This is a genomic window from Lentzea sp. NPDC037011 (assembly GCF_055607425.1).
The window spans coordinates 16338-31221 of the sequence record NZ_JBVJRT010000018.1 but is presented as its reverse complement, the minus strand read 5'-3'; the positions used below and the strand labels follow the sequence as shown (position 1 = coordinate 31221).

At 71.8% G+C, this 14884-nt stretch carries 1 protein-coding gene (running past one end of the window); it reads right to left on the bottom strand.

The window, feature by feature from the left end; translation table 11 throughout:
* Positions 1-14884, bottom strand: partial view of a hypothetical protein gene (locus ACZ7CH_RS37375; RefSeq protein WP_470376087.1) — the 5' portion only. It extends 19832 nt beyond the left edge of the window; the window shows 14884 of its 34716 coding nt (coding positions 1-14884); it begins with the start codon at positions 14882-14884; its stop codon lies off the left edge, out of view.

Below are 14884 nucleotides of genomic sequence, written 5' to 3'. Positions count from 1 at the left end.
CCTCGCGGTCGTCGGAACGCCACCGCGTCTGGCGGCTGGCGTCGTCGTCACCACGCGGCCGGATGTCGACGTCGGAGTGCGCGAGCTCGTGCGGTCCCGCGAACTCGACCCGGACGTGCAGCTGGTCGCCGCCGGGAAGCCGGTACCCCGCGTTCGCGATGGTGTCGAGGCCGCGCTGGACGTCGGCCTCCACTTCCAGCCGGAGGTCCGGGGCGATGTCGCCGACCGGCCGCAACCGGACGGTGAGCTCACGGACGTGCCGGTCCCCCACCTCGATCCGGCGCACGTCGTACCGCACGCGCTGGACGTACCCCGCCGGTCCGCTGCGGGAGAGCCAGCCGCGGGCAGGGTCGAACAGCTCCGTGTCGACGGTGCGGACCTCGGCACCCGCACGCAGGTGCTCCCAGTCCGACGGCCGCAGTGGCGCGTCCTGGGGGTCGAACCACGGCGCCCGCTCGGCACGGGAATGCCGCCAGCGCTCGTCCTCGACCACCGGACGCGGGCGGGCGGGTTCGACCTGATGCGCGAGGTCGACCGGTGACGCGGTCTGTTCCGATCGCGTCGCCACCTCGTGGTGGGACGGGTTCTCGTCCACCGCCGGACCGCGCCGGACGGGCTGCGCCTGAGCACCGGAGCCGAGTCCGACCGGCTGCGGGGACTGCACGGTCGCCGAACCACGGCGAGCGAGCGGCGCGAACGCCTCGTTCATGTCGTGGATCGCCTGCGGGAAGCCGGGTCTCGCCTCCACGGCTGCCAGCTGCCGCGCGCCGAGGATTTCAGGTGGGAGTGTCACGATGACGCGGGCGGGCGGCTCCGAGCCCGGTGTCGCGACGTCGACGGTCACGCTGACCCCGATGACCCAGGGGTCCACGCCCAGGCCGAGCCGGTCGAGCTGCGCGCTCTCCGCGGCCACCGCCGCGCGGAACATCCGCTCGATGCCCTCGGCACGCGCTTCCGCCAGCGCGCGGTCCACGCCGTCGAGAGGCATCTCGTGCACGATGATCTCCACCGCGGGGAGACCGGCCTGCTTGAGAGCCCGCCACGCTGCCGCGCGCGTCACCAGGCGCGCCGTCTCCCGGACGTCCGCGGCCTGCAGGTACGACAGGTAGGTCTGGCCGGGGTCGAACTGCACGGTGGTGTCGTCGATCCGGTACGCCACGAGATCGGACAGCGGTACCTCGGGGATTGGCGCCAGCGGGTCGGCCGCGGTGAAGCTCCCCTCGTTCTTGACGGCCCTGACCGCGTTGTTCGTGTGCACGCTGACGACGTTCGTGGCGGCGAAGACCTGGGACCCGTGGTTCCGGTCCAACTCCCGCTGGAACAGCTCCGCGGCGGTGGGGGTCGTGGGCGAGATCGAGGAGTTGAGCCAGCACTGCACCAACGCGACCGGCGTGTCGGAATCCGGAGCCGCCGCGGCGAAGAGCGTCGTCCCCGCCACCACCGCAGCGCTGTCGACACCGTTCAACGTCTGCGTGTCGCCGAAGACGAAAGGACGATCGGTCTGAAGACCGAACATGAGCCCACGAGGGGCACCGTGCCCGTCGACGAGCCACGGGACACGACTGGAGCCCGCCCACGGTGCGACGTAGGCCTTCATCACGGCGGTGCCGCCCGGTCCGGTCATGACCTCGCGGAGGTAGTACTGCAGCTCCACCTCGTCGCTGTGCCGCGCGGCGGCGGACATGTGGTGGTCATCGACCAGGGTGAGCGGGAAGTACTGGCCGTGCTCGCCCAGCCGGTCGCTCACCAGGGGACGGGTGATCACGTCGGCGGAGGACGCCTTCGACGGCGGAGAGGAGAGGAACTCCCCGCTCTGCAGGGAGATCGTCCCGTCCTGGTGCAACGTGGCGACACCGCTGGGCGAGTACGTCCACCTGGAGTACCCACCGGCCGCGAAGACGCTGGAGAACGCGTCGAAGTCACCGGCCACGCCGTTCAGCGCGAGCAGCACGACACCTCGGCTGTTCTGCTCGCCGGTGTCGGTGGTCAGCGCGGCGCGCAGCTCGTCGTCCGCGCGCATGACCTTGGCCAGAGCCGCGGGGGTCAGGTCCACAGCTGCCTGGTCACGGCGCACCGCCTGGACCCCGCGCCTGCCGGAGCTCGCGATCAGGAAGACCGGGAGCCGGTCCAGCCACGGTGACTGCTCGCTGCCCTGGGCCACGCGGAACGACTGCACGGTGTCCGCGGTGACGTTCTCCGCCCACTGGCTCGCCCGTTCGAACTCGGTCTCGTCTCCGGGAGCCCTGAGGTAGACGGCCACGGCGACCTCGTCGCGGTTGCGCAGCACCACCGACTGGAGATCACCGGCGCGCAGGGGGGACACGAGGGGGAACTCGGTGGCGGGGTCGTGGGTGACCGAGTCGTCCCTGATTTCGACCGCACCGTCGGGGGCGTAGACGTCGGTGAAGAAACCCGCCTCGTGCAACGCTCCGGCGAAGTCGAACCCCAGCTGGCCGAAGTTCGCCTCGGTGCCGGCGAAATTCGCGAGCAGCACCACGGGACGGCTCGGATCGGCCTCCAGCGCGGCCCGGGAACCGCTGTCGGACAGCCACAACCGGCCCAGGTCCCCGCCTCCGAGCTCCAGCACCGCTCCGGCCTTGGACCGCACGCGCACGAACGTGCCGTCGGGAGAGTCCACCACGACGACCAGGGGCGAGCCGGGTGCCCACGGACCCGTCGGCCCTTCCGTGCGGCCCGTCCGCAGGGCGTCCGCGAAGTCCTGGATCGTCGCGGCTTCCAGGCCCGCCACGGGGAACCCGGTCACCGGGCCGCCTGCGACACTCACCACGTCGCTGGCGGTCGGCGTCCCGCTCTCCTCGACCCGTGCGTCATGGGGGATCACCAGCGCGCCCTCGTCGGAGAACTTGAGCCTGCCCCCGAAGTCGTGGCCCTGCACGGGTCCGGTGAGGTCGCGGAGGGTGGCCAGCAGCTTCGCGTTCGCTCCGCTCACCGAGCCGGTCGGCAGTGACTCGTCATGGGTGAACAGCAGCAACTGCGGGCGCACCGGACCGGCCGTCGCCTGGCGGAACAACGCCGATCCCGCCAGCATGTGCGCCGCCACCTCGGCGTCCACGGGCAGGGTGGAACCGTCCACCAGGGGCAGGGTGTACCCGTTCTGGCCGTGTTCGCCCACCAGCGTCACCGGGCGGGTCCGGGCGCCCGTCGTCGCGGGAGCCCACTTCCCGGCGCGGTAGTGGTGCACCACGTGACCGTCCGCGTCCTTGAGCTCCTCGGCCACCAGTCGCTGGGACTGGTCGGTGGACAGGGCCATCGACCGCAGCACGTCCCCGTCGAGGACGCCGGGGGTGGCGAACCCGATGCCCACCAGGCCGCCGTCGTTCCTCCTGAACGAAACCCAGCCGACATCACTCGGCCGGACCTGGGAGACGGGCTCGTAGTAGCCGTCGTTGATCACCACGGTGCTGTTGGACGGGCCGAGCCCGAGCGGATCGGTGGCCGCGCTCACGAGGTGGCGCGATCCGGCGTGCCACAACGCTTCCGCGAACTCCTGCGCCGCGCGCCGGGACGCCTCGGGACGGTCGGGGTCGGCACCGACGAGCCGGATCGGCGTGGCGGGGGTGACCCAGCGCCGGTAGGCGGGCGAGTTCCGGACGCGGGACGCGAGGGTCGCCGGCGTGACCGGCACGCCCCGGACGAGGAACCGGTCCCCCACGAGCGTCGCGTAGACGTAGAACGACTTGCGCGCTCGCGGGTTGACCGGCTGCCGCGCGTGCAGGAACACCCAGGGCGGCTCGTCCGGCAAGCCGGAGCCGAAGCTCAGGCCTCCCGCCGCGGCCGTGGTCGGTGCGTGCTCGTGGCCCTGGGGCCAGTCCGGCAGGTCCACGACGACGCTCACCGCGGTCGACGGAACCGCCAGCTGCAGCACGTCCGGCGCCGGCTGGGAGGGGTCCACCGCCTGGCCGTCCCGCAGCAGGGCCGCGACGACGGTCGTCTGCTCGGGCCTGCCGGAGATCAGGACGACCGGCATCGCCGAGCCGGAGTCCTGCTGGAGCGTCACGGCGGTGGCGAGCCTGGACCTGAGCACCGCCAGGTCCGCCTGTTCGGCGGGGTCGGAGAGCTGGTTCGACACCGGGTCGACGTGGAAGAGGCTCGCCTGCGCCAGCTGCTCTTTGACGACGTCGCGCAGTGCGGGCGTGACCGGTGGCTGCACCAGTTCGAACCCGGCCGGGATGGAGCCCGCTTCGCTCACGGTGTCCGAACCGGAGTCGTCGCTCTCCGCGCCGGGGACCGGCGTGGCGGGCCGGGGCAGGAGGGCGACCGGCGGTGCGGTGTCACCTCCACGCGTCGTGCGGACACCGTCCGAACGGTCCACCGTCCTCGACGGACCGTCGAACGCCGCGCGCGAGACCGCGACGGTGGCCCGCCCGCTGCCGGAGTTGCTCATCGCGGGGAAGGCCGCGCCGATCGCGGTACCCCGCCGGTCGCGGAACAGCTCCCGGATGCTCTCGTGGTTCCCGGTGCTGACGACGTCCGAGTCGGGTCGTGCCTCCAGCGCCACCTCGATCCTGACCTCGTGCGGCCCGACGCCGTGGTCGCCCTGCGGCCCCCTGGTCGTGATCCGGACGTGGTCGATGTCCACGGGCATGCCGCGGTCGGCCATGTCCTGCGCCTCGTCGGCCAGCGCCGCGCGGAACCGGCGCTCGACCTCGGCCACCCGCGCGGACGAGAGCAGCCCGCCGGTCTGCGGGTGCACCGGACCGCGGTTCGTCCCCCCGCCCACGATGGTCACGGCCGGCATCGCCGTGACCCAGTGCTCCTGCGCGAGCCTCAGCTGCCGCCACGCGGCGGCCCGCACCACGGCACGAGCGGTCGTCTCGATCTCGGCGTCCGAACCGGCGAGGACGTCCGTTCCGGCCGGGTCGAACGCGGCGGTGACCGCGGGAACGTCGTTGGCCGCCAGTTCCCGCAGTTCGACGGGCGGGCGTGCGCGGCCGCCGGGAGGGACGACCTCCACGATGTCGCCGCCGTCCTCGACCACGTAGTTGTCGCCCTTGCCGGGCAACAGTTCCCGGGTGGCCGCGAACATCCTCGGGACCGCCCGCTGCGGCGCGACCGACCGCCACGCCCGCAGGATCGCGCTGGCCATGCTCTCGCCGCTGTCACCGGGTTCGACACCACCCACGAAGCACATCTCGAGCATCAGGGCCGGGGTGGTGTTCGGATGCGCCTGTGCGAACAGGTGGTGGCCGCTGAGAACGGCAGCCGCCGCTCGCGGGTCCAGCGGGACCGCGTCACCCAGCAGGTAGGGCCGATTTCCCGGCAGCGCCGCGTACACGGCCGACCGGTTCCCGTGCGCCCCGGCGTACCAGGTCTCAAGCCCGAAGAAGGGACTGAGCTTCGGCACCAGGGTGTTCGCTCCGGTGCCGGACGAGTCCTGGAGCACGCGGCTGGAGAAGTAGAAGTCGCGGTAGCCGGCGCTTGCTCTGCCCGCGTCGTTCACGTCGTCGACCAGATCGAAGTCTGCTGACGGGAAGATCACACCGTGAAGACCGTGGAGGTCGTTCTTCTTGGGGTAGGAGACGAGGCTGGAGATCTCGACGGGTGGCGTGGCCGCACTGTCGAACCGGGGCACCTCCACGACGACTGAACCGTCGGACGAGAACCCCATCCGTCCACCGGACCAGTGGATCCTGCGCGAGTAGCCGCCTCCGGCGAGGCCCGTCGCCAACTCGTCCGGCCCCACCACGGGACCGTCGATCGCGGCGAACACGACCGACGGTTCCACCAGGCCCGTACCGTCGGCCTCCGTCGGTCCGCTGCCGAGGAGGAACCGCAGCCTCAGGTCGTTCCGCAGCACCGTCATCATGACCTGCGGGGTGACGTCGAGATCGCGCAGTCCTCGCAAGGAGGCGCGATAGCCGACCGGACCGGTCCGCACGAGGACGAACCCCGGCGTGCTGTCCTCGTTCGACCAGCTCGCCGTGACCGGAGTGCCGTCCGGAAGCCTCGGGAACCACAGCGAGTCGTCCTCCGCTGCGGCGGCCCACGCCTGGACCTGGGCGAAGAAGTCGTCGTCGCCCAGGGTGCGCACGACCAGGGCCCTGGGGTCGCCCTCCCGGTCCAGCACCAGCGTCACGTCGAGGTCACCGGCTCGCAGCCCCGACACGTCGGTGTAGCCGGTTCCCGGATCAGCGATCGTCGTGAGGTCGCCGCCGCCCCGCAACGCGTACACCGTCGGGAACAAGCCGGACTCGTGCAGCCGTGTGACGAGGTCGAAGGCGAAGGTGCCGAAGTCCTGCTCACCGGACAGGTGCGGTTTGACGATCACCACGGGACGGGTGGGATCGGCCGTCAGCGCCGAGAAGAAGCCCTGGTCGGACAACAGGGCCGTTCCGCCCCAGGCACCATCCACGTCGACCTGCGCGCCGTCGCCGAGAGTCGCGCGGGCGGCACCCGCGGCATCACCGGGGGCGGCGACGAAGAACGGCCGTGCGGCGCCCCACGGCCCAGGAACCACGAAACGGCCGCTTTCCACGGCGTCGGAGAACGCTTGCAACGTGTCACGTGACCACGGGCCCGTCTGCTCCGCGCCGGGAAGACCGAACACCGAACCGGAGCGGAACACCGACGTCGCGTCGACCGGCAGCGGGTGGTGGCCGAAGAGAACGCCGGTCGCCACTATCGTGACGCCGTCCGTCCTCATCCCGATCTCGCCGGCGGCGGTGTGGGTTTCGAACGTCTTCCCGGTGGCTCTGGAGAGTTCGGCAGCCAGTTCAGCGGTGAGGCCGAGCGCCTGTTGCGGGTCCCCCCAGACGTTCCGGTTCAGCAGCACCAGGGCCGGTTGCTCGGGTCCCGTGACCGCGGTGAGGAACTCCGGCCTGTTCACCAGGAACTCGGCGGTCTCCCGCGGGGTCGACAGCAGCATCCTGCCGTCTTGACCGACCGCGAGGTCGAAGTGCCCTGGTTCCGGGGTCGACGACAGTGCCACCACCAGGGGGCGCACCCGCCCCGGTTCGGTGAGCACCGCCCACGGAAGCGGCAGTTCACGTCCCTCCGCCCTGGGCCGGCCCGGAGGAACCACCGCCGAGACCCGTTCCGCGTGCACTGTCGGGACGGTTCCCGGTAGAGGGGTGAACCAGCGTGCTCTGGAGACGTCGAACCCGATCAGAGCGCCGGTCGAGTTCGTGATGGGACCGGAGACGACGTTTTCGGAGGTGGTCAGGTATTCCCGGTCGAACAGCAGGTCGGCCGGCTCCAACAGGGTGCGGAGATCGTCCGGTTGGTCTTGATCGACCCTGGTCCACACCGGTCGGTTCGGCGCGTCCGCCAGAACCACCTCGGCGAACCGGTGGACGAAGTCCTCGGCGGCACGCACCTCGCCAGCCGGATCTTTGGTCAACGCGTCGGGCGAGCTGAACAGGAGGATGACGCGAAGGGGCAGCTCCCGGTCGAGCGACCGGAAGGTGTCCGAGTCGCGCACCACCCGGCCGGCGGTGTCCGCGTCGAGCAGGTGGTCACCGGCGACAGCGTGACCGTCCTCGAACTCCAGCAGGACGAACGCCGATGAGGTCGCCGTCCAGTCGCCCTCCCCGAGCCACTCGTGCACCCGCTGCGGCCACCCGTCCGATTCCGACTCGTCGGACACCAGGGCGATCGCTTCGCGTGCGTTTTTCGTCGGTGGGTAGGTGACAACGGCGTACGGGGATGTCGAGGGGCTTCCGGCGGTACCGGCCGGACCGGCGGGAGAAGCGCCGCCGGGCAGTCCCTCGCGCTCGCGCTCGACCACCTGGGTCCCGGTCTCGGCGGCCAGGTGCGCCGCCAGGTCCTCCGGCCTGTCCCCGTCGCCGACCAGACCGCGGAGCTCCTGGTACCTGCGGTAGGCCACCAGCGTGACGATGGCGTCGTGGTCGAGGTTCTCCTGCGCGGGGACCTCGATGAACAACGGAGGCCTGCGCACGTGCCGGTCGACGATCCGGCGCGCCTCCTGCCGCAGCGCGTCCACCTCGCGTTGCGGCGCCTTGCCCCAGCGGCGGTCCACCTCTCCCACCTGGTCCAGGCGCGAGAGCAGGTCCGGGGCCGCGGTGCGGGGAGCCTCCTGCTCCTCGACCTCCGGTGCCGGATCGGGGGTGACCTCCTCCTCGGCGACCTCCTCTTCGGCGACCTCCTCGTCAGAGACCTCCTCGGCGATCTCCTCGTCGGCTTCCCGGCGTTGCTCGGCGGCGATCTCGCGGTCGTGCTCGGCCTTGGCGGCCCACCACTCCTGCTTCGCCTTCTCCTCCTCGCGCACGGCCGCGCGTTCCGCCTCGACGGTGGCGGCGTGGGCGGCGGTGACCGCACCGGACTGCGCGATGACGCGGGCGAGTCGCGTTTCCTGGTCCACGAGCCTGCGCAGAGCCGCGTCGGCGGCCGCCCACTCACCGCGCCGCCGCTTCACCTCCTCGCGGTGGTGCTCCCTGGACTCGGCGGGTGCGTTCTTCCACTCCTCGCGCGCCCGCGTGAACTCGTCGCGACGCTCACGTGCCAGCTCCCGCTGGGCCTGGACGAGGGGCCGGATGTCCTGCCGGTCCACGATCGCGGTGGAGCGCCGCTGGTCGGCGGCCTCCAGCGGCCGGGCGGCGACCTCCACCCGGTCGGACGCGGCGATCCGGGCCCGCTCGGCCTTCAGCCAGGCCTCGGCCTTCTCCGCGAGCACCGTCGTGGAGTCCACCAGCTGGTCGGGCAGCTCCCTGCCCGTCAGTTGCGTGGCGTTCGTGTCGTACATTCGCACGGCGAACGCGTCGTGCACGCGGCGGTCCTTGTAGGCGACCGCTTCCGTCTCGCCGTGCTGCGTGCGGGGACGGGCGACGACACGGGTGTCCACGCTGGCGACCAGTGCCCGGGTGAGCTTCTCGTCCGTCCTGGTCTCGGAGCTCATCGGCTCGGCGCTCCTGGACTCGTCCGTCCGGGAGAGCTCGCTCTCCTCCAGCTCGGGACCGAGCGCGGTGTGCGTGGTCCTCGTCGTGGAGGCGCCCTTCGCGTCGAACGGGCTGCGGAACGGCTTCGTCCCGGACTCGGTGCCCTTGCCGGAGCCGGTCGAGGTCGCCTGGCCCAGCGCGCCGAACGGGGCCGTGTTGAGCAGCTCCGCCTCGTTGCCGCTGGTGAAGCCGACCTCGGTCTCCTCGGACCGCACCCGCTGGGCGTCGATCCGCACACCCGCGCTCGTGCTGGCGAACCTCGGCGTGCGCGACGGCCGGAAGTGGATCTCCACGTCGTGGTCGAGGCCGTCGTGCAGGGAGAGCACGAACCGGCCGTCCAGCGCGGCCTGGAACGCGGCGCGCACGCTCGTGGGGGTGATCGCGGTCCGGAGCACGCGCAGGACCTTCGGAGTGATGTCGACGCCCGCGGCGCGCAGCACGTCCACCGCGTCGCGGCGCAGGACGTCGATGTCTCCGAAGTAGTGCTCCGCCCAGTGGGCGCCGAGGTCCTTCATCGGCGGAACGGGCGTGCCGTCGGGCAGCGTCGTCCGCCACGCCGCCATGTCCTCGTCGCTCAGCGGGCCGGTGCGGACACCGCTGTCCGCCTCGGCCGAGCCGAACCGGCCTCCCCGCACCGGCGGGGGGAACGCCTCCTCCGCGAGCTTGGTGACCTCGGCCTCCTCGGTCACCTCGACCGAGCCGTAGTCACGTCCGTGGCGCTGGACCCGCAGCGTGACGTCCAGGCGTCCGGTGTGGACGGCGACCGGGCCCTCGACGGTGGCCGACTGGCTGTACTTGGTCCGTTCCTCCGTGGACTTCTTCAGCTCCCTGCGGCCGAAGATCCCTTCGAGACCGGGCCCCGCGCCCGCCTGTCCCTCGGTCCGCTTGGGCTTGGCGTTCTCGTCCTGCCCACTGCTCGGGTCGGTCGTGCCGGGGTTGCGCACGACGACGGCCGCGCGGGACGACGCGATGGCGGTGAACAGGGTCCGCACCCGGCTCGTGACGCCCTTCGCGCCGAGCTCCGTGCTCACCCCGGCCTTGAGCTTCGCGACGTTCCGCACCGCGCCCTGGGAGGGTTCCTCGGTGAACGACGCGTCGATCACGAGCTCGTAGGTCTCGCCGTGGAAGCGGTCCTCCAGCCTGTTCGGGGCCACCTGCCCGCCGTTGATCAGGCTGTTGACCATGCGGTTGGCGTCCGACAGGAAGTTCTTGACGCTCGCGATGTTGACGTTGTTCGGGTCGAGGGTGGAGTCCGGCAGCAGCCTTCCGGCCTTGTCCGCGCCGATGGCGGGGTGGCGTGCCAGCTCGTCGCGCAGGGCGTCGACGTGCTGCCGGAGGTCGATCGGCCGGCTGATGCCGCCGAGGCCGACCGACTGGCCCTCGGTCCGTCCTGGGCTCAGCCCCGGCGGCACGGCGAGCGTTCCGTCGGGGCGGGGCGCGGCAGGAGGGGTGCCGGTCGCGAGCTCCGCGAGCTGGTCCGCCGTCACCCAGGCGAGCACGGACTCCGGCAGGTGGACCACCTCACCGGCCCTGGTGAGCGGTTTCGGGGCGGTCAGGCCGAAGGTGAGGTTGTTCTTGTGGACGGCCTCCGCGACGACGGTCGCGTCGACGTCCAGGCGGACCAGGAACATCTTCTGCGGCAGCTCGCTGATCGAGAGCTTCTCCGCGGTCTCGACGTAGCCGGAGTCCGACCGGCTGTCGCTGCCGCTGTACGGCGATCCGAGGAGGACAAGGATGCCGCGGGGCATCGCGTGCGTGCCCTGCTCGCCGGCCGTCAGGCTCCTGTCGGTCAGCACCGGAACCCCGACGACGTAACCGCCGAAGCTGTCCGTGGGGCCTCCGACACCGGTGACCTTCGACGTGCCCTGGACCTCGCGCACGACCTGCTGGTACTCGTGCGCGGTCACGGGTGTCGCCGACAGGCGCGGTGCGAAGGTGACGCCCCAGCTGCCGAACAGGTCGTGCACCCGGCGGCCGTGCAGCTTCTTGGCGGAGTCGATCACCAAGGTGTCGCTGAACAGGCGCAGGTCCTGCGTCAGCTTCTCGGAGGCGAGCTCCTCGCTGACCGTCTGCGCGATGACGCCGGTGCGGCTGCGCACCACGGGGTCGTGACCGGAGGCGGCGCTCATCACCTCCAGCGCGGCCTGCTGGAGCTTCTCCGCGCCGTGGAACGACACGATCTCGACGTCGTCGAAGCGGTGCGACATCGGCGGGCGCAACGCGTGCGGTGCGGGCGGGTCGGGCAGCGTGCGCGTGGGCGTGGGCACGACCGGCGCGGCGGGCTCGGCGTCGAACGGGTTCCCCGGTGCCAGCAAGACTTCGGGGACCAGCGTGCGCATCTCGACCGAGATCTCGCCGGGCACGCGGGGCATCTCCGCGTGCGTGGGCAGCTGACGACCGCTGCGGCCGGGGATGATCCTGCGCACGGCCTCGGCGTGGCGGCGCTCCGAGTCGACCCTGAAGTCGATCGTCAGCGTGGACTTGAACTGGCGGACCGCCCGGTCGCCGATCTTGCCCTCCTCGGTGAGCGAGTCGCCCTTGCGCCGTTCGACCCTGCGCTTCGCCTTCGAGCCGAAGGTCGTCTCCTTCGACCAGTTCCGCGCTCCGCGCACGCCGAACAGCAGGACGCCGAACGCGGTGGTCGAGGGCCCCGAGCCGGGAAGGAGGCCCATGAACCGCAGCTGGGGTCCGCCGCCGACCTCGGCCGACCTGGAACCACCGCTCTCGATGCCGTCGGTGGCCTTGCCGACGTAGACCTCTTCGAGCTCGTCGGCGGTGAGCGGGTCACCCTCCTCGATGTCGCTGACCCGTGCCGTCACGGTCACCGTCGTGCGGTAGTCGTGGAACCAGCCCTTGCGCCGCACCGGGATCAGCAGCCCGCCGTCGCTCAGGCGCCGGGTGAGGCGGGCGATCTCGTTCTCGTCCAGCGCTTCCGCGAGCGATCGGCCCCGCTGGATCGCCTCGACCGCCTTCGCGGTGAGCCGCCCGTCCTCGACGTCGCCGTCGGTGAACTGCCGGACGAACATCGAACTGCTGACGTACCACCGCCTTTGCAGCGGGACGTCGTGCAGCAGCGGCACCAGCGCCTGTTCGAGCAGCCGGCCGCTGTCGACCTCCTCCACCACACCGAGGATCGCCTTGCCCCGCTCGAACTCCGGCGGCCCCTGCACGGTCCGGTCGGCACCACCGCGGAACCCGCCGTCCTCCGGGTCGGGCCCGGCGAGCCCGACCCGTGCCGCGTTGCGCCGCGAGGTCCAGTGCAGTGCGGTGACGTTGCCGTCCAGCTTCCAGGGCCGCTGCCCCTCCTTGCCGACCTGGCGGACCTCGATGTCGTAGACCATCTCGTAGCGGACGGCGTCGCCCGTGATCTTCAGCGCCTGCTTGCCCGCGGTCGAGCCGGAGACCTTCCCCGACGCGTTCCGCTCGACGCTCGCGCTGCCCGTGAGGCCACCCGCCGCCATGACACCGGGGATCGGCTCGCCGCCACCACCGATGAAGCCGGACAACGCGAACTTCCGCTTCACGGCGTACTTGCCGGAGTGCTCGAAGTGCGCGTGCGTCCGCTCGGTGATCTTGACCTTGTCCCTGACCTGGTCGACGCGCACCCACCGCGCGACGGCGCGCATCTCCAGCTGCGTGCTGCGCGGACGCCACTCGAACCCGCGCCCACGTCCCTTGAAGATCGGCGGTGAGGCGACCCACCCCTTCTCCGGGTCGGCTTCGCCGTCGTAGACGGCCATCTTCGGCAGGTTCTCCGCGATCGTGCTCTCGCTGAAGAACTCCTCCACGACCTCGCGGCCGTCCGAACCGAGCGCGGTCGCCTTCGCGAAACGCGGCTGCAGGCGGGACAGGACCTGCTCGGCGAAGGTGGCCGTGCCGGGGTTGTTGACCACGGCCGACTCGGTGGCGACGCCGCGCGGCAGGCCGGTCAGCTCCGGCAGGCGGGTGGTCTCGTCCCCCTGCTTCTCCTGCCACACCGGGTCGTCGGCGACGAGCCGCTCGCGGTCCGCCCTGGTGACCGGGGCGATGTCCGCTCCGACGACGTCGCCGATCCGCGGCCCGATCTCCTTGTGGAGCACCGCGCGGCCCGCGTCGTCCTTCGTCGGGAGGTCGGTCGGCACCGTCAGGGTCACCCGGCCGCTGACCTCGACCTCCTGCTCCCCCTCCGGTGACATGACCCTGCGGCCGTCCTCGTCGAAGAGCCGGAACGACAGGGTGACCGGGACGTCGGCCTTCACCGCCGGGGTGTGCTCGACCTTCGTCGACCTGCCCAGCTCCTTCTTCTGCTCGCTGCTCACCTGCTCGACGGGCGCGGCGGGGATCGTGGGCATGACCTGGACCACGACGCCGGGCAGACCGGTGAACTGCAGGGGCGGCGAGAGGTTGTTCTGCCGCGTGCCGTCCTCCTCGACCGAGGACGACGTCTTGGTCTTCGACGAGGCGACCTGCTTGTTCTCGGCCTCGCCGAGGACCACCACGCGGTCCCAGTGCGCCGTGGCCTTGACCTCCAGGCTGTGGAACCGGTCGTCACCCTTGACGGTGGGACGGCTGCCGTGCTCCTGGAACGCGCCGGCGACCGCGTGCTCGAGCCCCTCGGACAGCTCGGCGGCACCGTCCCACTTCTGCACGCCGGGTGCGAGGCGCCTCAGCGCCTGCTCGACCTCGACGCGCGCTCCGTCGTCCCCGCGGAGCACGTCGATCTGCTCGGCGGCACCGAGCCCGCGGCTGTCCCGGAGATACTGCGGGAGGCTGTCGCGCAGCCGTTGTTCCGCCGACTCGGGTGTCTGCTCCTCCGGTGTTGTACCGCTTTCCTGTTCCTCGTCGGGTTTCTTGACGGGTTCCTTGTCCGGCAGGGCGAACCGCACCCGGCGCCCGCCGGCCCCCTTCTCCTCCGTGCCCCGGTACAGCCGCGGCTCCACCGCGCCCGTGGGCAGATCGGCCGTGACCCGTCCGCGGGGGACGTCGGCGAGCAGTTCGACCGGCCCGATCACCCGCGACAGCACGGACAGGTACCGCGAGGGCACCTCGACCTTCGTGACCGCCCGCGGCACCCCGTCCGGCCCGGTCCGCTGGTGGCGCCCCATCAGCGTGCCCTCGACCGTCGGCCGGTTCGCGCCACCGGTCTCGTCCACGAGCCCGAACATGTGCCCGACCTCGTGCGCGGAGGCCAACGGCCCCTGCCCCGGCGTCCAGTGCGTCTGGTCCACGTCGTGCTCGGGGTCCAGGTGCACCACGTGGTGCACCACCGGCGAGCTCCCGTCGTGCGGAACAACCCGGAACCGCAGCAGGTCCCCGTCGTCCGTGCGCAGGTCCGGCCCGTTGAGGTACTGGTCCACCCCGTCCTGGGCGTCCCGCAACACCTCCCGCCGCACGTCCTCGCCGAAGCGGCCTTCGGGGTCGATGTCGACGACGACGGTCAGCTCCGTCGTCCACACACCGTCCTGCACCGCCCTGCGCACCTCGAACGCCGACCGTTGCACCTCCGGTTGGCCGGGCAGGCCGCGGAGGGTTCCCCGCTGGTGGGCGGGGGCTTGTTCCAGTGCGTCACGGCGGTACTGCTGTGCGGGGGCGGCTGGGGTGGGCTGCGCTTCCAGGTCTGGCTCCGACTCCACGTCGGAGTCGTCGGTCAGCGTGTCGTCGAAGACGGATTCGGTGTCGGTTTCGCGGTCGGAGTCGTGGTCGGTCTCGCGACCGGTCTCGCGGTGGGAGTCGCGATCAGAGTCGCGGTCGGTCTCGCGGTCGGAGGCGCGATCGGTCTCGCGGTGGGAGTCGCGGTCGGGATCGCGGTCGGTCGCGCGATCGGAGTCGCGGTCGGTCGCGCGGTCAGAGTCGTGGTCGGAGACCGTGTCCACCTCGGCCGCGTGTGGCGTCGGGGTGTGGGAGACCTCCGGATTCTGGATCTCCGTTGTCCCGCGGTCCACTCCGAGCTCGCTCGGCGCCTCGACCACCGGGAGCACGTCCGGCCTCAC